Annotated in this window: 14 protein-coding genes and 1 tRNA gene; 1 reads left to right on the top strand and 14 read right to left on the bottom strand. The window is 40.8% G+C overall.

What is annotated here, in order from left to right; genetic code table 11:
* Window positions 1-214: 214 nt before the first annotated feature.
* The 12 genes from AN389_RS18060 to AN389_RS18005 all read right to left on the bottom strand — a co-directional run bounded on the left by AN389_RS18060 (window position 215) and on the right by AN389_RS18005 (window position 21,268).
* Window positions 215-3,172 carry a TonB-dependent receptor gene (locus AN389_RS18060; RefSeq protein ID WP_055016663.1) on the bottom strand — a complete coding sequence of 986 codons (2,958 nt, stop codon included), beginning with the start codon at window positions 3,170-3,172 and terminating at the stop codon, window positions 215-217.
* A gap of 546 nt (window positions 3,173-3,718) precedes the next feature.
* The gene (locus AN389_RS18055; RefSeq protein ID WP_055016662.1) at window positions 3,719-6,766 is read right to left on the bottom strand and encodes a TonB-dependent receptor; all 3,048 of its coding nucleotides are present in this window, start codon (window positions 6,764-6,766) and stop codon (window positions 3,719-3,721) included.
* 78 nt (window positions 6,767-6,844) lie between these two features.
* Entirely contained in the window at window positions 6,845-9,580 is a 2,736-nt protein-coding gene (locus tag AN389_RS18050) for a poly(beta-D-mannuronate) lyase (RefSeq protein WP_055016675.1), read from the bottom strand.
* Window positions 9,581-10,373: 793 nt separating this feature from the next.
* Window positions 10,374-11,336, bottom strand: a complete 963-nt coding sequence (locus tag AN389_RS18045; protein ID WP_055016661.1) for a class 1 fructose-bisphosphatase — start codon at window positions 11,334-11,336, stop codon at window positions 10,374-10,376.
* Window positions 11,333-12,415 (bottom strand): class II fructose-bisphosphate aldolase, encoded by a 1,083-nt coding sequence (gene fbaA, locus AN389_RS18040; RefSeq protein ID WP_055016660.1) that lies wholly within the window; start codon window positions 12,413-12,415, stop codon window positions 11,333-11,335. The genes AN389_RS18045 and fbaA overlap by 4 nt, the downstream gene beginning before the upstream one ends.
* Window positions 12,416-12,428: 13 nt before the next feature.
* Window positions 12,429-13,046 carry a bifunctional 4-hydroxy-2-oxoglutarate aldolase/2-dehydro-3-deoxy-phosphogluconate aldolase gene (gene eda, locus AN389_RS18035; protein WP_055020383.1) on the bottom strand — a complete coding sequence of 206 codons (618 nt, stop codon included), beginning with the start codon at window positions 13,044-13,046 and terminating at the stop codon, window positions 12,429-12,431.
* A gap of 64 nt (window positions 13,047-13,110) precedes the next feature.
* A complete protein-coding gene (locus AN389_RS18030; protein WP_055020382.1) occupies window positions 13,111-14,043 on the bottom strand; it encodes a sugar kinase in 933 nt (310 codons plus the stop codon).
* A gap of 58 nt (window positions 14,044-14,101) precedes the next feature.
* Entirely contained in the window at window positions 14,102-15,409 is a 1,308-nt protein-coding gene (locus tag AN389_RS18025; RefSeq protein WP_055020381.1) for an MFS transporter, read from the bottom strand.
* Window positions 15,410-15,412: 3 nt separating this feature from the next.
* Window positions 15,413-15,757, bottom strand: coding sequence for a cupin domain-containing protein (locus AN389_RS18020; protein WP_004589273.1), 345 nt, complete (start codon window positions 15,755-15,757; stop codon window positions 15,413-15,415).
* 5 nt (window positions 15,758-15,762) lie between these two features.
* The gene (locus tag AN389_RS18015) at window positions 15,763-17,982 is read right to left on the bottom strand and encodes a heparinase II/III family protein (protein ID WP_408003061.1); all 2,220 of its coding nucleotides are present in this window, start codon (window positions 17,980-17,982) and stop codon (window positions 15,763-15,765) included.
* A gap of 2 nt (window positions 17,983-17,984) precedes the next feature.
* Window positions 17,985-20,243, bottom strand: coding sequence for a chondroitinase-B domain-containing protein (locus AN389_RS18010; protein ID WP_055020380.1), 2,259 nt, complete (start codon window positions 20,241-20,243; stop codon window positions 17,985-17,987).
* A 146-nt stretch (window positions 20,244-20,389) separates the two neighbouring features.
* Complete coding sequence (locus AN389_RS18005; protein ID WP_024034160.1) at window positions 20,390-21,268, bottom strand: NAD(P)-dependent oxidoreductase; 879 nt, start codon at window positions 21,266-21,268, stop codon at window positions 20,390-20,392.
* Window positions 21,269-22,207: 939 nt separating this feature from the next.
* On the opposite strand from AN389_RS18005, the gene gloA reads away from it, so the two are divergent.
* Complete coding sequence (gene gloA / locus AN389_RS18000) at window positions 22,208-22,606, top strand: lactoylglutathione lyase (protein ID WP_004589277.1); 399 nt, start codon at window positions 22,208-22,210, stop codon at window positions 22,604-22,606.
* 37 nt (window positions 22,607-22,643) lie between these two features.
* On the opposite strand, the gene AN389_RS17995 is transcribed toward gloA, so the two are convergent.
* Together AN389_RS17995 and AN389_RS17990 are read right to left on the bottom strand one after the other, a co-directional pair.
* Window positions 22,644-22,910: a DksA/TraR family C4-type zinc finger protein gene (locus AN389_RS17995; RefSeq protein ID WP_024034161.1), complete on the bottom strand. Its 267-nt coding sequence runs from the start codon at window positions 22,908-22,910 to the stop codon at window positions 22,644-22,646.
* Window positions 22,911-23,327: 417 nt separating this feature from the next.
* Window positions 23,328-23,403: transfer RNA gene (locus AN389_RS17990), tRNA-Glu, on the bottom strand.
* Window positions 23,404-23,589 lie beyond the last annotated feature (186 nt).

The raw sequence follows: 23,589 nt of genomic DNA, 5'->3' as shown, positions 1-23,589 counted from the left end.
TTAATGTAAGCCACACGGGAATGCGCCACAACCAACAAGTCATACAGCACACACTCAATTTTTTGCAAACGGGTGCATTCCCCCCCCCCCACAAGAAGAACCACCGCCCTTTTTTTAACTCCTAGCTGCGGCTAATTTAAGGTCAAAAAAAAAGCAAGCCAAATGGCTTGCTTTTGAGCGCCCGTTCAAAGGCTACACACTCTCAACATACTTTTTAAAAACGGTAACTTGCACCCAGTGTAATACGACGGTCAGTTAAACCTTGGAAACACAATAGTGCGCTTTCGTTTACACATGATTGGCTAATTTCAGACTCAGTAATATTTACTGCCTCTAAGCCAATATTTAGTTGTTCGTTCACATCATAGCTAATACTTGCATTAAGCTGGCCACGGTCTTCTTGTACCACAGGGAAACCCCATGGGAAGCTAGACGTACTACCGAAGTCATTTGAACGATACCCTTCACGCCACGTATAACGCATACGAGCTGACAGGCCAAATTTTTCGTAGTAAAGGGTAATGTTGTACGCATTTTCAGAAAGATTTAGTAAACCTTGAATTTCACTCACTTCAATACCGGGTGTACCTGTAGTTGCAGCAAATACACTACCCGCTCTTGATGTTGCGGTATTTTCGGTTTCACCACCTGAGAATTCTTGGATTGTGTAGTTAGCTAGCACACCAAAACCAGAAGCCCACCCAATGTCTTCTTCAAAGCCCGATAAGTCATATTGAAACGCAAACTCAATCCCTTTTTGGGTTGTTTCACCACTATCGTTTACTTTTGTTTCTGTACCAACACATACGCCACGACCATTTTCAGGGCCAAATACGTTTATATCTGCAATGGGGTTAAATATACCGCCGCCTTCACAGGGATCTGTTAAATCGCGGTAGCCTGTTACAGGGTCTTCAACTGGCGATGTTAACTGATTTACATGTAAATCTTTGCGGGTTTTATGGAATATACCCACACTGACAACACTCGCTTCATCAAAATACCATTCAGCAGATAAGTCATAAGAAAGCACTTCTTCAGGTTTAAGCGCTGGGTTACCAAATTCAACTTCGTCATTTGGGCTTGTGCTGTAAGTAATAGAGGTAGATAAATCGTTATAATCAGGGCGACGTATATCTTTACCCACACCAAAGCGCACGAGTACATCTTCTGATACATCAGCTACAAGGTTTAAGCGTGGTAAAATAAAGTCATAGTCAGATTTATTAGTAATTCGGGTCACAAGCTCATTGCCACTGCCATCTTCTGTAACTGAGTTACCCGTAGACTCAACATCAGTTTGAATATAACGCACACCAATATTACCGCGTACCATTTCGTACTCAAAGTTAGCTTGTGCATATAGCGCATGGGTGATTTCTTCTATATCAAAAAAACCAGATGAGCTAGATGTTGGTGCATTTAATGTTTTGCTTGATCCATGCACAGTCATGGCGTTTTGTAATGTTGCAAGTACCGCATCAGGATCTGATGCAACAAGCTCTGGGTCAATTAATAAAAAGTCAGCAATGTATAACGAGCGACCATCAGCTTCGTTAAAGTTATCAGGACCTGCAACTAATAAATCAGCAAACAAATCACCGGTTGGGCTATCTGCCATTGTTCTTAGGCCAACGCTTGATGTAATTTCGTTTTGTTTGCTTTGCGATTTACTGTAACGGTAACCAAAATCAATAGAGGTTACGATTGAATCAGTGTAATAGGTTGAATCAATACGGAACGCATCTTCAGAGTTTTCAACCGTATCTTGACCAATATTTACATCGCGTAGCACTACATTCGCAGGATCTAGTAGTTGTTCAACCGTTGGCGCGTACTCTGCACCTTCTGCAATGCCAAACGCTAAAGCACCACCCGATAAGTCATATTCAAATGGCACACTATTATCATTACCACCACCCGCATCTAACGGCACATTAGGGTTAATAAAGTTAAGCGTAGTATTAAAGCTAGGCGTAGTTGTATCTGAAGATGATGATGCAATTTCAGCACTTACAAACCACTTATCACCTTGCCATTCGCCACCGAGTCTAAAAATATTACTGTCGGTAACACGCGAGTTAGTATCGCTTGAAAAGCGAAGGTTAGGATCGTCATCATCATTTTCTAAATTAACCGGAATTACACCACGTAAGGCCGCTTGAATTGAGCCTAAGTTAGTTCCGCCCAATGAGCCTAAGTTTACGGTTTCAAATTCATCTGGCACAGAAATATCGTTAAGCGCACTTACACCCGATGCTTGTACACGAGAGCTTTCTTGGCGACGTTCTTGATCGTTAACCACCGCATCAAAGTAAAACTTTGTGTTATCGTTTGGCGCCCATTCAATAGTACCTACAAAGTTTTTAGTTTCGTATTCGTAGTTATCGTAATCTTGTACAAAAAATTGAATAGGTAAAAAATCAAAAGACTGTGCACTGGCTACACCGCTATCTGCAGTTATAATGTTATCTCTGTCAGCACGTGGGCGAAACGCCGTTACATCTTGCTCTGCGTAACTACCGCTCAATAACACACCAAATTTACCGTAATCACCTTCCCAGTTATCAGCAAAGGTACCTGAAAAACGAGGTTGTAAGCCACTATCTGTGCTTAAACTGCTACTTTCACCTTGTACTCTTATTGTCGCCAGCTGCTCACTTAAATGTAAAGGGCGAATGGTTTTTAGGTTAATAGTACCACCTACAGAGCCCTCTATTGTTTTCGCTTCAGGCGACTTTATTACCTCTAAACTTGAAATAATTGACGCTGAAACATCTTCAAAGCTTATACCACTTCGTCCAGATCCTGAGCCTACCGTTGATACACCATTAATTTCGGTGCGGTTAGCATCTGTACCACGTATTTGTACACCGGTACCTACACCCGCTTGACGGGTAATTTGGATACCCGTTACGTTTTCTAATACTTCAGCGAGGTTTTGATCAGGTAGTTTACCAATATCTTCTGACTGAATAATTTCTACTAAGCTATCTGCAGAGCGTTTTTCCGCCAGCGCATTAGTAAGAGATTGACGAATGCCAGATACTTCGATGATTTCTACATCATCTTCTGCTATTGGCTTTGCTTCCTGTGCGTGTGTGGGCATAGAAAGGTTTATTGCTGTGGCAGATACAACTGCTAGCGTAATTTTTGATAACTTGTGATTCATAGTTTTTCCTGTGTGTGTCAGTGCTATGTGTAACTCGCTATATATTTTTTATTAAACGCCTTACCATTTATCTAAATGGTTAACTTAATATTTACAGCAAAACACCAAAAGGTCAACCTATTGGTAAACCATTTTACGTAAAAAAAGCAGAAACACCCATTACCAATAAAGTAAAATTCGGCATGACAAAGTCACAAAAGTCACTTACCACAATATAACCACTTGTATTTAATGTGATTTTAAACATAAAAACAGTTTAAATTTGATACAAGGTTGGTTTAAAACTCATACAAATGGGCCAATATATTTTTTTAATATATGGTGGGTTGTTTTTAAATTTAGCTGGCTTTAAGGACTTAATTGGTCAACCAGAATAAAGGTAGTAGACTTTTGGCTAATTCAAAGAATGGGCGAAAGTGCGGTCTTAACGAAGCTAATTTAGTAATACATTATAAAAATCGAAGGGGTAATATTCGCCTTCTATATAAAAAACCCAACCAGTGGGGTGCACTAATTGGGTTTTAAACTGGGGAGCTCTTTAATTTATTACAGTTTAAAGCTCATTCCTAAGAATAAACGTGGGCCGTAGTCGTTTACTTCACCTAGGTTATCTTCCACAAAGAAATCTTGTGATTTAGGTGCACTGAACAAGTTAATAGCCTCAGCTTTAATTCTGAAATGTTTATTAATTTTATACGATGCGCGCATTTCCCAAACGCCTACGGCATCAACATAACGTAAGCGGGTACCATTACTGGTATACGGTTGGAAGTATTCACTACGGTATTTGTAAATAATGGCCGTATCAAAGTCACCTATTTGGTAATACAGTTGGCTACTAAATACATGCTCTGAGAAACCCGGCACCGAACCAGGTTCAATAATACCGGCAGTTAGTTGAGAGGTATTGCCATCTAGGTCGGTAACGTATGTATCGCCATATAAGCTATCTTCAAACTCAAAGTCAGTATCTGCAAAGTTATAGCCAAATTTTACACCAATACCATTATCCCAACGGTACGAGAACGAGGCTTCTAAACCCAGTATTTCGCTATCATTATCGGTTGTTACCGAGTTAGTCACTGGTAGTGATACTGTTTCACCGCCAACCACATAGTCTTCAATCACAGTTTGTTGCTGGAAGCCGCCTTGGAACTGTTTGTAGTATAGGCTTAGCGCTAAGATAGAATCTTCATTAGGGTACCATTCAAAGGCTAAGTCGTAGTTCCATGACATTAATGGTTGAGTATCAGGGTTACCAGAACCATCTACAGTTAATAAGTCAGAAAGCGATAACGCAACAGATTGATCGTCTGTTACAAAGTCGCGGTCATAGCCTAAATCAGATGGGTCAGCACGTGACATACCACGGTAAATACCCGCACGCAGTAAAATGTCTTCACTGTAATCAACTACTAAGTTAAAGCTTGGTAAGTATTTAGTATAACCACCGCCGCTTTCGGTTCTTTCTAGTGAATCCCCTTCCTCGAGGGTTACGGCCCCTGTCGTTTCATCTACATCTACAGTGTAATTTGTTCTAAAGCCTACCGATGTAACATCAGTATCAACAATACGCAGACCAAAGTTACCACGAATAAACTTACCAAATACTTCAGTGTCGTAGTTTGCCATTAAGTACACTGATGTGGTTTTTTCAGTAACATCTATGGTACCGGCATTTTCATACTCTACATCAGGGTAACCAAACTCACCTGTATAATCAGCGTCTGTAGCTGCTACAGCTTGAGAGAAACACACGTTATCGTACGTTGCCCACGAGGAACCTGTCCCTGAGCTTATTACATTACCGCTACTATCTATATTTGTTATTAAATCGCCATCAGATACGCTCGATAAAAAGTCAGATTCAGGGAAGTCAATTTGACAGCCTTGAAGTATCTCTAATGCGGAGTCATCACCTATGGTGTATTCATTACGAGAGCCATTACCTTGGCTACCACCAAACTGAGTGAAGCTTAATTCAGAAGCTCTAATACCCCCTTCAATACTGGTAAATATATCGCCCTCTAACGCGTAGTTAAAATCAATACGTGCCGATTTGATTTCGTTTTCACGTACATTTTCACGATCTAAACGCGTACGTAGGCTATCAGTAAAGTTAGAAATATCTGTTACATCAAAGTCGGTTAACGTGAAATGAGGAATTTCATCGCCCATATCCCAGCTAAATAAATTACGGTCTGCGGTTCTACCACGGTTAGAAATTTGTAGCTCTTCACGCTCAGTTTTTGAATACGCTAAATCAAGATTTACAGTAAGGCGATCAGTAAATGTGTGCTCAATATTAATACCGTAGCCTTGGTAGTTTTCTTCACGTGAGAATTGCTCACCCGCAGATTCAATACGCTCTTCACCTTCCCAATGTAAAATTCCGCCAACATCGTTGGTAACCAGTGTTGGGCCTGTTAAACCAGGCGTTGCGCGTTTTTGTAAAAAGATTAAATCGTGACGTGCTTCTTTTTGCGTTCTGTCAGAAATCTGTGCATCAAAGTTAATATCCCACTCAGATGACGGCTGGTATTGCATTGCAAAAAATATAGCGTCGCGCTCATCAGATGTTTCATTTTGGCGATAGCTGCGGCTACTGCCTGTCCACGCATAAGGAGTACCGTCGCTTTCAGCTTTACCAGTTTCTGGGTCTATTGCAGTTTGGTAACCTTGGTTATTGCTACCACTTACTTGGTCTTCACAGTCCCCTGCACTACCTCTGTAAAAGCCTTCATTGGTATTTGTCGGATCATTTAAACATGCCCAAAGTGAAGACCCTGATGGGCTTGAGCTTCTGTATTCGGCCTCTGGTTGGCTAATATCTTGTCGCTGTACACCAAAAGACACACCCACGGCTTGGCCATCGGCAAACTCAAATTGATCAACATAGCTAAACGTACCACGGTAACCTGTATCACTTTGCAATGAGTTTTCTACATTACTTTCATCGGGATTGTAGTTTAATTTAACCTCACCCTGAACTCGCTGCTTACCGTAATCAAGTGGACTTACTGTTTCAAGGGCTATTACACCTGCTACACCACCTTCAATCATTGATGCATCTTGTGTTTTATAAATAGCGATTTTTTTTACAAGCTCTGATGGAAACTGTGAAAAGTTAACAGAGCGGTCACCACTACCATTGGTCGCTTCACGGCCGTTAATATGAGTTGCACTTAAAAATGGACCTAAACCACGAATAGTAATTTCGGTAGCACCGCCGTTTTCACGGTGTGATGCAGCACCGGTGATAGACTCAAGCGCTTCACCAATTGAGAGCGCTGGTAAATCACCAATATCTTCGGCAGATAAACCATCAACAACGGTTGTTGCCTCACGTTTTATTGCAATTTGATCTTGTATGGTTCTACGAGTACCCGTAACGCTGATGATTTCTACATCTTGCTCTACTTCAGTCACTTTTTCTTGGGCTTCTTGCTGAGCAAAAGCATTAAATGACAATGAACCTGCCATACCAGCAAGTAAACTTGCTCTAATTAGCTTAGCAGCAGGTGAAAGTGCAAAATGATTACAAACAGAGCTGTTTGTAGAATGTTGATGCCTTCGATCCATTTTTAACGACATGCCGCGTTCTCCTTTATCATTGTGTGTGTTGTGCGTAGTTTGCTATTTTTATAAAAATTAATAATATGCAGTATTGATTTATTCATCTTGTGCCACCCATGTAGAGCCTGCACCTACATCAGTGCTTTGGATGTAGTATAAGTTTCTTGCACCTGCTAAGGCTTGTGCACCATTTGCGTCAGTCTCAAGCAGCGTACTTGTACCGGTTACAAATTCAGGGACTTCTTTACCATTTGCTTCTGGGTCTTGGTCAATAGCGCCATCGGTGTCGTATTCACCATTGCCATTTACGTTTCTAATATCAACCCATAAATCACTCGCATCGCCCGACTCATAGCTGTCACTAAAGCCAAAGCTGTTTGAGAACAATGATTCAGTATGATTAATTAGGTCACAGTCGTACTCAAATGAATGATCGCTCGACAGCGTGTTAGGGTAAAAGAAACCATAAACAAGCGCGCTATTTTGTATCGTGTCTTCATCAGTTTGATCGCCAACCCCATTGGCATTTAAATTACCGTTAAAGTTAATTTCAAATGCATTTTTTGTTAAACCGTACAATACAGGTGCGTTGTCTGCGGTAAGCTCATCACAATCACCTACCGGTGCTTTTGATCCTATTTCTGTACTAAATACAAAAGGTTGCTGTGAGTTAAGTACGGTATTGTTAGTCACATTAAGGGTAAAGTCGCCTGCACCATCAAGCACAGCTTGGTTACCTCCATTTGGCACTCCGCCATCAGCTTGTGAGAATGGATTCGCTGTAAATACAATACCACCTGCTTCTTTATTACCTGAGCGAATACCCGCAATGTAGTTATTGCTTACTGTGTGGCCTAAAGGCGTAATTAATACACCAGCTGGTCGATCGCTTGAGCTTGCAATATCTGTGGTACGAATAATAACGTTGTCTGATACCGTATTAAATCCACCATCTTCAAGTGAAATACCGCCATTTGGATTTAAAATGGTATTGCCTTTAATCGTCGCGCCAGAGGTTTGTACGCGCATTAAGCGACGACCTGTAACAAAGTTTTCTACACGGTTGTATTGAATAGTAAAGTTTGCATCTACAGCTGCGTCTGTACCTGTGGTACTGCCTGCGTTAATTAAGTGCAGGCTAGAGTTACCAAAATTTGGATTACTGCTTGAGCCTGTGAAAAGGTTATATTGAATAACGTGGTTAGTACTTGACGATGACATTTTAATCACCGAACCATTTTCTGCTTTATCGCGGTTTGCAAAGGTATTACGCTCAACCATTGCGCCATCGCCTTTAAGCATTAACCAGTGGTAAGTGGAGTTATTTAACGTCTGTGCTTCACCATCGATAGTATTTTGAGTAAATGTGAAGTTGTCACCCTCAGAATAAATAACAGCGTCTTCTTCGGTTTCACAAAAGCCGCCCGATTTAGTATCAATATTTTTAAAAGTAAGTCCTTCAATACCTGCGCCATCAACACCGCTGGCTACATGAATACAAAGTTCACCACTAATTACCGGGCTTTGCCCTTCAACGGCTTTAAGCGTTGCTGCACTAGTTAGCATAATGGCATCAAGATCGGCATATACGCCGGTATTTAAACCAATCACGTCGCCATCAGCAAGACCTGCATTTATAGCTCCTAATAGCGCGCCTGCATCGCTTATTACTTGCGTGTACACTACAGTATCGGCAGTACCGGTAATTGTGCTTGAAAAGCCATCGTTATCGGTGTAACTCGCCGTCACCGATATAATCGCGCCAGCTTGATTAGTTGGCGTAAACGTTTTGCTGTTAGTGTCTGCTATTGCTACGCCATCAGCAAGCCAGGTGTAGGTAACGTTTTGCTCATCTACACCGTTGTTATCGCTAATTTCAGCGGTTAATTCGCTAGTCACTAAATAAGGCATAGCGCCTGAAATGGTAATGCTACCCGCTTCATCTACAGCTTCAGCTGAAACTGCAATGGTTGCCTGTGATAGGTTGTCTTCGGTAAAACCATGATCGTCTGTGTAAGTAACCTGCACAGTGATAACTTGGCCAAGTAGTGATTCATCAACAACATAAGTACTTTGTGTTGCACCTTCAATAGCTATAGTATCTGCAAACCACTGATAAGTGATTGTGCCGCTTGCGCCATCTTCATCGGTAACTTCAGCCGTTAGTGTATTACCAATCGTAGGCGTACCAACAATAGCCACCGACCCTTCTGAATTCGCGCGTTCTACTGGCGCTGTCGCAGCTGATGTAGCTGACTCTGCAAAGCCTCTGCTATCTTCAAACACTGCATTTACAGTAATAACTTTACCTAATTGCGCTTCGGTAATTGTGAAGGTTGCTAAGGTTTCATCAGCAATTTCCTCATCATCTGCAAACCACGTATAAGTTACAAGCGCTGGATCGAAGCCATTTTCATCCGCCACACTAGCACTTAGCTCATTCCCAATAATTGCATCACCATTAATTTCTACTGTGGCCGCAAAAGGAATAGCTGTCACTTCATCGGTTGGCTCGCTTAAATGCGATTCATTAACGCCGCTGTCATCTGTATAAAGCGCTTGTGCAGTAATCGCAAAACCAATTTGCTCATCGGTTAATGTAAACGTTGCGTCATTAGCACCACTAATAACTTGTCCATCGGCATACCAGTAGTAGCTTACTTCGCCAGAAATACCATCTGCATCATTTACACTGGTCGATAATGTTTCGCCAGTTAGCGCTGTGCCTGTTAGAGCAATAGAGCCCAATGTATTGTTATTATTATTTGAATCTGTGTCGCAACCTATAATGGCAGCTGCAACAGCACATAATGCAAAATGTTTTAATTTCATCATGGCTCTATTCTCCTTTATTGTGTGGTTTAGTATTTAGCATGTGTTATGTGTGATTTACCAAATACCCAGTGTGTTATTACCAAATTATTTTATTTTTACGCCTCATTGTTAACCAACTTGGTAATATAATCATAATAAAAACACTTTTACCACTATATTCGTTCAAAAATCATCACATTTTATTAATTAAAAGTTTACTTGCACATATCATTAATAAAATATTGTTATTACCAATATTGATATAATAAATATGTTGACCATCAAAGAGTATAAGAAATTGGTTTTACCGAAACGTAGAGCTAAGTATTTACAGGGAGCGTAATAGGCATGAAATTATTGATGTGTTCATGTTTGAGGTGAAGCCACTGCGTTGAATATATGCCCGTGCAGCGGCTTAAATGGTTATTACATTATTAAATAGACCTTATGCCAAGGCATGTTGATCTTTGCGGATTGAGATGTGTTCAATCTAGGGGCGATTAAATCGCGGCGTAAGATTTGTAACCTTGTGGGCTCGATAACTGCTCCTGCGTTATTCTAATGAGTTACATTCCTGTAAGGGTAAGAAAATTTCGAGCAAAGCTTGCGCGCCTTGCTAACACCACTTACCTACATCCATATAGGCAACAAAGAATTTATAGCCCCTAGGCAGAATCCGAAGGGCAACCGCGTGTTTGGTATTTATGCTGCATTATCGCCTATCTATGTGAAATAACCACACTTCATAGGCTTTGCCTAAAGCAAACACACTGCTGCAAATTTAACCATCAAAGATCAACACGCCCCTAGTTCAATAAACCGTAGAGTTAAAATAAGCTACCGGTTCACTAGAGCCTAAAATAACAGGCACACGTTGATGCAGATCCTCTGGGTGAATATCTAAAATACGCATGCCTTTAGAGGTGGCTATACCACCTGCGTTTTCAGTTAACATCGCCAATGGGTTGGCTTCGTAAAGTAACCGTATTTTACCATTTTCATTACCAGAACGCGTATCTTGTGGATACATAAATACCCCACCACGGCATAATATGCGGTGCACATCACCGACCATAGCCGCATTATAGCGAATTGAGCTTTTAGCAAATTCTTCTGATGTATACAGTAATTTATCAAAGTAAACTTGCGTGGCTTCATCCCAATATCTGTAATTTGCCATATTAACCGAGAACTCACGGCTTTTACTCGACACCTTAAGTTCTGGCTTAGTAAGCAAAAAGCCGCCGTGGGTTAAATCATGCGTATAACAGCGGGTTGGTCCACCTGTTGTCATCACAAGTAACGACGATGGCCCATACAGCACGTAGCCCGCACAAACCTGATTAGTACCGGGTTGATTAAATTGCTCATCACTATCGTAAGGTACATCTGCTTTTGCTGGGTAAATGGTAAAAATAGTACCTATTTGTCCATTAACATCAATATTTGATGAACCATCGAGAGGATCAAACGCCACAATATACTTACCATCAGGGTGTGCACCTACTGCGTTGTCTTCTTCTTCAGATGCCACTGTTTTGACCAATTCATCATCAATTAAAGTGTCTTTTAAAAGCTGATTAGCAATAACATCTAGCTTTTTTTGAACTTCACCTTGTATATTTTCGTTAAGGGTAGAGCCCAATACACCCGCAAGCTCACCTTGGCTTACTCTAAACGCTATCTCTTTTGTGGTTGCTAACAGAGTACGGATTAACATGATTAGGTCGGTTTCAACACCATCTTCTTTTAAAACTTTATTCAGTCTTTTCATGCGCTATACCTGTTCACACAATTAAGGTCGTCAAAACATTGAATCAGGCGTGCCATCATATGTTGCTCCGACTGGCGTAACCACACGCGTGGGTCATAGTATTTTTTATTGGGTTTATCTTCACCATCAGGGTTGCCTATTTGGCCCTGTAAGTAATCTTGCTTTTCTTGATAATAGTTTAATACCCCATTCCAACTCGCCCATTGTGTGTCGGTATCAATATTCATTTTTACCACCCCGTAGGTAAGCGATTCTGCAATTTTGCAATGTTCTGAACCACTCCCCCCATGAAAAACAAAATTGATCGCGTTATGTTCAAGATTAAATTTTTCAGCTACATAGGCTTGTGACTCGCGCAATATGCTTGGTGTTAGCACTACATTACCCGGTTTATAAACACCGTGAACATTACCAAACGAAGCTGCAATAATGAAATTAGGGCTTATTTTACTCAGACGCTTATAAGCATAAGCTACATCTTCAGGTTGAGTGTACAAAGCCGAGCTGTCGAGATGGGAGTTATCAACCCCATCTTCTTCTCCACCGGTGCACCCTAACTCTATTTCAAGTGTCATGCCTATTTTTGCCATACGCGCTAAATAACGTTCACAAATCTCTATATTTTCTTCCAGTGGCTCTTCTGAAAGATCGATCATGTGTGATGAGAAAAGGGGCTTGCCTGTTTGTGCAAAGTATTTTTCACCTTCATCTAGCAAACCATCAATCCAGGGCAGTAGTTTTTTTGCAGCATGATCTGTATGTAACATTACAGCAACACCATAGTGCTTAGCTACATTATGCACATAATGTGCAGCACTTATTGCGCCTACAACAGCAGACTGTTGCCCCTCAAGAGCTAAACCTTTACCACAAAAAAACTGTGCTCCCCCATTAGATAGCTGAATAATGACCGGCGACTTCACTTCTCTTGCGGCTTCTAAAGTCGCGTTAATAGATGATGTACTCACTACATTTACTGCTGGCAATGCATATTGATGTGCTCGTGCGTGTTTGTACACTTCGCTTACTTCATCGCCAACAACAACACCGGGCGCAATCGTTGGGGCTAAATAATTCATTTTTTGCTCCTTGCTATTTTAAAGCCTCGATACAAGAGTCTGTGATCGCTTGCCAGTTACCCTGTGCTACCCACTCTTTTTTTGCAACCCAGGTACCACCTACTGCAAATACATTATTTAACGACAAGTAATCCATTTTATTTTTTTCACTTACACCGCCGGTAGGGCAAAAACTCACTGCACGAAATACAGATGAAACGGCCGACACAAACGGCGCACCACCAGCCAGTGAAGCAGGAAAGAGTTTTTGCTCTTCAAAACCATACTCAAGCGCCATTAATATATCGCCGGTATTTGATACACCTGGCAATACTGGCACGTTACACTTAACCAGCTCACTTAATAGTGTAGGCGATACAGCGGGAGTAACTATAAAATCTGAGCCTGCTTCTAGCGCTTGCTTTAAAATTGTTTCGTTAATAACGGTGCCTGCGCCCACTTTTAGCTGTGGAACCTGTTCTTTTATGGCTTTAAGCGCATCAATTGATGCATCTGTTCTAAGAACAACTTCTACCAAAGTTAGGCCTGCTTCTGCCATTGCTTTAGCGATGTTAACACCTTGCTCTGGCGTATCTGCTTGAATTATAGGTAGCAGAGTTTGCCCTGCCATTAGTTCAGAAAAGCGAGTCATGCGTTGTTTCCCTTATTTTAGATAATCGTGCTACTTAGTGTTATATATTGAGTACATTAGCCAGTTACAGGCCTGATTTAGCCATGGCTTGTTGAAATACATCTTTTGGTGCAATGGCACCGGGTTGCTGAATAACAGCGCCAGCGGCTTGCGCGGCAAGTTCAACAGCCTTATCAATAGGTCGCCCATCTAAACGCGCGCCTAAATACACACCATTAAAGGCATCACCAGCGGAGGTTGTATCAATCACGTTTTTAACCGGTGTAATTTTGTGGCTTTGCACTATGCCAGCCTCTTTTGTAATAACCGAGTCAGGGCCGTTTTTGACTACAATTTCATTGATGTTATACGGTGCTAAATAATCAATAACGGCCTCTACGCTCTTGACGTCGTAAAGTGTTTCTAAGTCTTCAACACCCGGCAAAGTAATATCGGCTAAGCTAAACGCGCTATGATACTGCGCTTTAGTTTGCTCAACGTTATCCCATAGTCTTGCGCGGTAATTAGGATCAAATACGATCTTCACACCTGCGGTTTTAAGCTGTTTAACTATGTCCCAAAACTGCGGCCGTGCTTGTGCTTCTATTACAGCTAACGAAATCCCCGAAAAGAAAAACATATCGCCCGATGACAGCTGTTTAACTAGCTCAGGGCTGATAAATTCAACCACCTTTTTGGCTGCTGAATCATCACGCCAGTAAATAAAACTGCGCTCACCTTGCTCGTCCGTTTCTATGTAATACATACCTGGGACTTTACTGTTATGAGCAAATACATAGTCTGTATTTAATTGCTCACTTGCAAAACGCTCACGCATTTTTTTACTTAAGTTATCTTCCCCTAAAGCGGTAATAACTGAGGTGGTGATTTGTGGGAAACAACGCTTTAAGTAAACTGCCGAATTGTATACGTCACCTGCAAATGACTGATGCAATGTAGAGGGAACAGTCGCTCTTAACTCAATCATGCACTCGCCAATAAAGTAAATATTTTTCATTATTATCACTTACCTTAGGTAGTAAATGGCTGTGAGAAACACAGCCATTGCCAACAAATTAGTTAGGCTTTTTCAATGGTTCAATTTTTGGAATTAAAATCCATACAGCTGCCATTGCAATAATCGCTAAAGACGCGCCTATCACAAACGCCGGTGTATAATTACCGTCCGCTGTTAAAATAGGTACCAATGACGTAAGGCCTACAGCACCTAATTTAGCGGCCATTCCAGAGAAGCCCGACAACGTACCTACCGCTTTTTTACCCAGTAAGTCGCTTGGTAAGGTTTGCACGTTACCAATGGCGGTTTGAAAACCAAATAAAATAACAGCCATAATAAGTACCGCGATTACCGGCTCGCCTGGGTTTGCCATTGCAAGCAGCGCCGGCAACATAATTAGACACCCTAATGTGATAGTCAGCTTACGCGTTTTATCGGTATTCCAGCCTGCTTTAAGGCGGTTTTGGGCAAGTAAGCCACCAAACCAAGCACCAAACATAGCGCCTACATACGGAACCCAGCCATAAATACCAATCGATTTAACATCCATGCCATACACTTCGTTTAAGTAAATTGGTATCCAAAAAACAAATAACCACCAAATAGGGTCGATAGCTGCAGAGGCTATAATTACGCCCCAGCTTTGCTTACGAGAGAGTAACTCGCCTGTAGACGGGTTATATTCTTCTTCGTCATCGCTTGTTACATCGCCGTTATCATCAACGCGTCTTTGTCCGGTAAGAATGTACTCACGCTCTTCTTCACTTATCCAAGGGTGAGAGCCTGGAGGCGCTTTTACCAATATAATCCAAGGAACTAACCATAAAAAACCTAAGGCACCAACAAATACAAACACCATTTGCCAGCTAAAATACACGGTTAAATAAGCAATAAGCGGGATAGCAATAATGCCACCAATGGCTGCGCCAGAATTAAATATACCTTGCGCTAAAGCACGCTCTTTAGTTGGGAACCACTCGGCATTACCTTTAGCTGCACCGGGCCAGTTACCAGCTTCGGCTACACCTAAAATTGCACGGAAAATACTTAAGCTAAGCACCCCTTGTGCAAAAGCATGGGCAACAGTGGCTAATGACCACACACCAATTGAAAGCACAAAACCTAAACGCGTGCCAACCCAGTCAAAAATTTTGCCAAAAATAGCTTGGCCAAATGCATAAGCAAATACGAATACTATAGAAATATTAGCGTAAATTTGTTTACGCTCTAACGCAGATTCATCAGGGAACATTTCTTCCACAATGTCTGGCCATAAAACGCTAAGCGCTTGACGGTCTATGTAGTTAATAATGGTAGCAAGTGCAATTAGCACTATAACCCACCAGCGTAAGCCTTGAATTTTCATAGGTTATTCCTCAAGAAAGTCTTCGCGAGCTGGGCTAAAGGTATCAATCAGTATACCGCCAGTTGGGCACGTTGCACCGTGATCAGCAAAAGGAGGAATAAAACAGCTATCACCCGCTTTTAAGATTTTAGTTACGCCATCAATGTTAAAGTGAAACTCACCCTCAACCACATACGTTACTTGCGAGTGCCTGTGTGCATGGTTATAACCAATTGCCCCTTCTGAGAACCAAATTTTCACGGCCATTAGCTCTTCGTTATAGCCAAGCATTTGGCGTTTTAAGCCATTACCTAAATCTTCAATCTCGGTTTCGTTACCAAATGAAAAGTGTGCACTTTGCTTTTGCATCCTGTTTACTCCTGATTATTCTTCATCGCATAAACGCCAAGGCGGCCATTTAAGGTGAATGCTTTATTTTGATATGTGAATGTGTGTTTAGCTGCTTTATCGGCTTTGTTGATAGCAACCAAATAGGTATAATTTTTTACTTTAACTTCAATTAGGTCTAAGTGCTCTTGCGCGTCATACTTAAGTGACGATACACGGCTAACAGCCTCTAGGGTATATTCTTTACTTGGGTTGTATTCACCGTGAGGCTCAAGTACTGAAATAAATTTATGCTGTTTTTTACCTTCTACACGGCGAATATAGCCATTTTCGTTACGAAGGTTAAAGTGTGGATCGTTTGCCCCTATTTGCGTAAATAAGAAAGACTCATCCCCTTTCACTAGGCTTGTTTGTGTATAAAAACGGCCGTTGTCGTTTAACCACGTTACCTTTGCTAGGCCTTCATCTGGTTGTGCCTGTGCTTTTAACCATAAATGTTGATAGCCATTTTTATCACCCAGCGCAGCTAAGCTTTTGGTGTTACCAAGTAACTCAAAGCTGGTATCAATTAATTGGCCTTTGTAATGCAGTGGTAAATCAATTTTATGGGAGGTATCTGCAGTCACATTAAAAATATCAACTGCAAGCGTGCTTTCAAGCATAGGTAAATTAATTAACGCTAACGTGCGTTCAAGCTCAACACCTTTGTAAGCGGTGCTTATTTGCCCACTTGACACCGTTCCGTATTGGTTTGTTTCAAAGAAATTAAGCGTAGGATGATTGTTATTACCCACTTTAACATTTGCATTAAAATGCGAGGTTTCATCAATCACAACTGTATTGTGTGCCACGGTATGTTTTGCGTAAGTTTCGTTTTCTGGTAGGTAACGACCACCGTATTTAGCCTCAACATTTAAAAAACGTGCAGCGCCATAATCAGACACAATTTCATTGCCATGATCGTAAAACTGCCAAGTTAATTTATCAAAATGTCCATGCCCTAAACCCTGTGCGGCAGGTTTAAATAAAAGTGCTTGGTCGCCACCAGTTTGCGTACGCATTACTACCAACGCCCCTTGCTCGCCATCGTTACCATCGCCAAACGCTACCGATTTAAATACATAAGGGGTTTGCTTATTTTTATCCAGTGCTTGAGCCACCTTTAGGCCATCGCCAGAGAGTATTATTTGATTTTGCTTTTTGGCTATATCTAAGTAACCAGTATCGTGTGTTAAACCGTAAGCGGCTGTTACACCGTGTACCAGCTCTATTGTGTCTATACCTTTACTTTTAATTGCATCGTTTATCGGGAAAAACAAACCGTTATAGCTTAGCTGAATAGTGGTATCAATGGCTTTAAGTAATATGCCATCGCGATATTCAAAAATGTCTCGCTGCGGTTCGTTGTTTTCAATTGCTTTAGCAAAGGTAACAAACGGAAGTAGTGCAAAGCGTTGATAATAAGGACCTTCGTTGTAATAGCCCTGTGGCGAAAACAGCATGTCTAGCTGCTTAATAAAGCCACCCTCGCCCGATTTATCTAAATCGTAAAGAGACTTTTCGACCCACTCAGATTCATCTAACACATACCCTGCCATGCCTACACCGGCTGTAGCCCACGTACCATGGTTATGTACCTTGTTAAAGGTTGATGGCTGGCCTTGTGATAAAAATAACGATACTGGGCGCAGTAAGTCATTTTCGATGGTTTTAATATTAGCGGCGCTTAACGCATCATGCACTAAATCGTATGCTTGAATGGTATAAACAAGCCACATGGCCTCATTAAGGCTTTGCCAAAATAGTTTACCTGGGTTTTGCGACTTAACTTTGCGCTTAGGGTGTACATCAAGTGTTGGGTATAATTTGGCATACTCAAGCAACATATCACGTACGTAATGAGCGTATTTATCATCTTGGCTTAGCTGATAAATAACACCGGCGTTATACATAAGCTGATAATTTTTTTTGTGACGTTCGTGGGTATACCCTCCCCCACCGTCTTTTGGTACAGGCACTGTTATAGGGCTTTTAATTTGCTCATCCACTTGTGCTTTAAGCGCTGCAAATGCGTTGGCAAACTTGCCCTGTTCGTTGTTGCTAATTGCTTGGCGCATTTGCTGTACATCATCATTGGTTATTACCAAATTTGGATGCGCTGCGTAGGCGTTTATCGATAAAACTAAGGCACTTACAGTAACACCCAGCGTTTTAAATAATGACTTATTTTGGGTTAAATTCATCATTGTTAGTTCACCTTATTTAAAACGTTGTTATTTTTAATCGTTGCCGTGTGCGGGCCCGCTACACGTAACTCTTTTACGTTTGGTGCTTGAGTTGCATCAAAGGTGTTATCTGTAATGGCTGTTATTGGCTCACCAACCGTGTGCTCAATTTTAATCGGTGCCGATTTTTCAAATACGTTGCTTGCAATATTTGTTACTTGTACACCGTGCGCATACACACTCGCTTGCGCCTTGTTGCGCTTACCTAAACCTACTTTAGTTAGGGTGTTATTGGTCATTAATAAATGCGGACCAAAGGTGCTTTCATCACTTCCACCTCGGTATAACTTAACGACTCCACCGGCTACCTCATTAAAGGTATTGCTTTTAAGTGTTACATACTCTGCGTTATAAATACCTAAGTCTTCTATTTCGGTATCGAGACGTAAAATATCGCCAGTTACATTTTTAAAGGTGTTATTTACTAACGTGATTTCATCTGCCATCGCCCCTTTACCCGTTACAAAAAAGTGAAATGAGTGATTAATATTAAGATTAGTTAATTGTGAGTTGTGTATTTCAAAGCGGTAGTTATCAACCATGCCCCACTTTTTAGTACGTACCACACTATTATTAATGGCATCAGGTGCGTTTTCACCCGAAATAACTAAACCATCTAGCTTTAAGCTACCGCCATCATGAATTTCGAATAAGGTGGAGCGTTGGTAGGTCAGCTTAGCTTTGCCAGTATGTTTAGCCTTAAGGGTAAGCACTTTTGTTATTTTAACGAGTTTAGATACATCGTATTGACCATCTGCAAGCTCTAATACATCACCCGTTTGGGCTGCATTGATTGCGTTAAGTAAGGCATCTGCAGTTGCTTTAACCTGGTGAGTTTTACCCGTATCAAATGCTACAACTTGCTCTGTTTTTGGATACCAACTAACGCCGGTATCGGCCTTTTTTAGCACCTTTAAACCGCGTTTAGCACCTGCACTAATTTTGCTTGATTCAGGATACAGTAAACCGTTACTAGCTCTGGTTAGTGTTACATTTTGCTGTTTAACACCGTAATTTAACTCTTTTAATACCTGGGTATTAGCTACATTTTCACTAAATTTAATACCGCTTACATCATCAAAGGTTGTAAAAGGCTGCTCGCCATTTTGATTAATAATAAGGTTATTTTTCATTACGCTATTAATTGGTGCAGCGCTACGCTCGCTATCGCTACCTGCACCAAGTTGTATATGACGCACATTTACATAGGTATTGTTTTCAATTGTCGCGTTTTCTACCTGATGGTAGCGATTTATTGGTGAGTTAGGTACGCCGTTCATAACCGTAAAACCACTGCCAAAACGGTAGCCTGTTAAACCTTCTAAGTAGTTATTTTTTACTGTTTGGTTTTTATTAATGATGCGAATGCCACCTGTGTGATCTACACCGTTACCAAAAAAAACGTTCTCTTCTATAATATTGCCATTACCATGGCGCAGCGTTAGTGTGCCGCGAGATTCAAAAAACACATTATTGCGGATTTGGTTTTTCCCTGATTTAACCGAGATTATTTCTACTTCGCCGTTAGTACGTTCAAAGTAGTTGTTTTCAACTACGGTAAATGAATCACTTAATGAATAGTGGCTAGTACCAATGCGCAGTGTTTCACCGCCGTTAGATCCAAAAGTAGGACGATAGCCAAAGAAGTTATGATCAATTTGATGGTGGTTTTGTTGGCTTTGCTCACTATTAAGCCTTACTGCAACCGTAACGCCTTTGTTACGTTTACCTACTAAGTGGCTGTGATCAAAACGATTGTGTTTACCATATAGAGCCACCCAATAGTCTGATTCTCGTTTATCGGGGTTATTGTAGTTATCGATAACGACTTGTGTTACGCGGGAGTGAGTAGCAAGCTCATCTTTATTTTTACGAAATTCAATAACGGCTGAGCTAGGCGTATAACCATTTTTAAATACAAGCCCTGACACTTCTAAATACGAACCCGCCAGTCTTAAATTAGATTGCCCTGATAAAATAACATTACCCTTGGTTTGCGCTGTAAGCTTTATAGGGGCGTTTTTGGTTCCTTGGCCTTGTAATAAAATTTCGAAATTAGACCACGTACCGTCTTTGAGAGTTACTTTATCGCCAGCAACGAGTTTGTCAGAGATCTCTTGAAAAGCTTGTTTAGTGTCTACAAAATAATCTTTGGCTGCCAATTGTGTGGATGTGCACCCAATAAGAACTAGGCTAAGCTTTATTATATTAATTAAACGCATAGATAACTCTTTTTCAGTGTGACCGGAAGTAATGCCTTATCAATAGTAATGCTGCACTCATTGCACAAAGCAGGTTAAATCTAGCCAATTGATGTTGTGTGTGTTTTGGTGCTTTAACTACGTTAAAGCACCCAATGTTGTTGGTATTACTTTTCTAGAGTTTTAAAGTAATCAAAAATTTCTGGTACGTTGCCTTGCCCCATACCTGCATCAAATGCCGCTTGTAAGTTAGCAGATGACCCTTCAGCAATTTTTGATTCAGTCCCAAGGTCTGAAACCATTTGTAGGAAGTAGCCTAAATCTTTGTTTGCATTGGCAATTGAAAAACCAAGGTCGCTTACATTGTCTACCGCGTAGTTTTTACAAAATTGCATAAATGGAGAGCTAGAAGGCCCTGTCGACATAATGTCAAATAGTTGCTGGCGGTCTACACCGGCTTTGTCTGCTACAGCAAACGCTTGTGACATAGCACATACTGTGGTCATACCCATAAAGTTATTGATTAACTTAGTTGTATGCCCTGCGCCTAGCTCACCTAGGTGAAATACGTTTTCGCCTTGATCTTCAAGTACAGGTTTAACTTTATTGAAGGTGTCAATATCGCCCGCTGCCATAATATTTAATAGGCCGTCTTTAGCATGGGCTGGAGTACGCCCTAGTGGTGCGTCAATCATGCCTGCGCCTTTAGCGGCTAGATCAGCACCAATTTTTTTAGTAGACGAAGGAATTGATGTACCAAAATCAATTAATACCGCGCCTTCTTTAATACCCGCTAAAATGCCATCTTCTGCGTACACAATTTTTTCAACAACTGCTGATGTTGTTAAACAAAACATAATTATGTCTGCACCTTGTGCAAGCTCTTTTGCAGTGCTTGCTGTTTTTGCGCCTCTGCTAACGCATGCAGCAACCGCATCTTTGTTTAAATCCATAACAATAAGCTCATAGCCTTTGTTCTGTAAGTTTTCGGCCATATTGCCGCCCATTAAGCCAAGGCCGATAAAACCGATTACTGGTTTAGACATGAATAACTCCTAAATATGATGGCGCGTGCTTTTATGAGTACGAGTAATGATTTACCCCATAAATAGGTACGCTGTGTCGTTTAATTCAATTTGCTAAAGTAACCCTGAGCATGTTCGTTTGAATAAGTAACCCGCCGCGTTATTACCATTTGAGCGAATAAAAACAGAGTGATTACACGCTGTATATTGTTGACCGATTACGTATTTATTTCGTTATGCTTAGCATTGCTTTGATTATTTATTAATACCTTGGAGAAGCTAAAACCAAGCAACTTACCAATTGGTATGCAAAAACTGTATTACCATACACCAATCTTGTCAACCAATAAGTTAACTTTGTAAACCAAGGTAATTTACAATTTATTTCAAATCAACAAAATAACAATAATAAACAACTAGTTATAGGTAGTATGGAAATCAAATTAATTCCACTCACTTTTCCCTTCTTTGGTTAGAGCTTAATAAAAAATAGGTTGACCAATAAGTGCAACAACTTTATAAACTCGTATAAATAGCGTGGCTATAATTACATTGTGCACTAACCTATTGTTGGTAAAACCACTAATTTAGTGTGCTAATATTATGGCAATCCGTGGTTGTAAATGCCTAGCCTTGCCCACATTTAGCTTAAATTGCCCGAACTCAGGTTAAGAAGTTTACTTACGTATTAAATCGTACTGATATTTTAATTTATTTCACAAGCCGAGGTTTTCAGTGAAGGCAAAGCCACTTGCGCGGCAATAGCTAGGCTTATTGCAAGTAAATTTGACGCAATGAGTGCGCAAATAGCTGGTTAATATAAACTTATTGTTCACAGTTGAGGTAAAATAAGCCCCTAGGTATATGGCAGGCTCTGGCCTTTGCAATGCGGTTATGGATACTCCATAAAGACGCTATGCTCCACACCTATTTAAATTTAAACTCACAGAGGTAACCTAAATGCGTTTATTACACACAATGTTGCGTGTAGCCGACTTAGAAAAGTCACTTTCTTTTTATACACAGATTTTAGGAATGAAAGAATTACGCCGTTCTGACAACGAAGAGTATCGTTATACATTAGCTTTTGTAGGGTATGGTGAAGAGGATAGTAATACTGTGTTAGAGCTTACTTATAATTGGGATGAAAATAGCTACGATTTGGGGAATGCATATGGCCATATAGCTATTGAATTTGACGATATATACAAGGCATGTGACGACATAAAGGCCGCTGGTGGAAACGTCAGTCGAGAACCGGGGCCAGTAAAAGGTGGCACAACAGAAATTGCTTTTGTGAAAGACCCTGATGGCTATTCAATTGAGCTTATTCAGAAAAAGAAAAACAAAGCTCACTAGGGAATAAAATTTATCAAAAAGGTGCCTAGTCGCACCTTTACCTTAGTTGGCTATCTTTACTTGCTCGGCGGTTTACGCCAGCAACGCCTTTGCCTTTAGCCTCAAGCTCGCTTTGACACGCCACACAGTGCCTAACACCTGGCAGCGCTAACCTGCGTGCCTGTGGTATTTCACAATCACACTCATCACAGAATTCAGCACTCGCGCCTGAGATTAAATTTTGCCTTGCATATTGCACTGCATCGTTAACACTTGCATCGATTTGATCTTGAATTGCGCCATCACGCGCCCAACCACTTGCCATAATTAACTCCTAATAATAAGAAATTAAGCTAAAAGGTTAGCAGCACAGCGCTTTATAAATGCTGAATATTTTGTACAGGCTTTATTGATTGAGCTATTTAAAGGATGAATAAATATGGTTAAGAGTAATTTGAAATTTAGTTGTGCTATCCATTTTATCTACACATGCAGTTATAAGTATGTATTTTTAACGCAGCTAGCAAAAAATTTATCACTGTAAATGAATAATTATTATTGCGGATCGGTCTTGAAAACCAAAGAAATTATACGTAGGTGATTATTAATTAAATAGATAGGTTTTTAGATATTGAAGAAAATTAAAAGTGTAAAACTAAAATTTTAACGGATAAGCGGTAGAAATTAATGCACTGGATAGCGCTGAGGAAGTTATAGATTTATACACTACTAAAATAGTAAGTGGCGTCCCCAAGGGGATTCGAACCCCTGTTACCGCCGTGAAAGGGCGGTGTCCTAGGCCTCTAGACGATGGGGACGCAGAAATTGCTTTGCAAATCACTGATTTGCTATTTCTAAGTAAGATGAGACCGAGCCTGCGAGGCGAATGGCATTATCTTCTCAAAAACGTTTTCTGTGTCACTAGGACAACTGAATGGTTTGACTCGTTTCAGGCGAGTTTTATTAATAACACTACCCTACTATAAATAGTAAGTGGCGTCCCC

Source organism: Pseudoalteromonas sp. P1-7a, assembly GCF_001401855.1.
In the GTDB taxonomy this organism is placed as follows: Bacteria; Pseudomonadota; Gammaproteobacteria; order Enterobacterales; family Alteromonadaceae; genus Pseudoalteromonas.
This window is presented reverse-complemented; position numbering and strand designations above follow the sequence as displayed.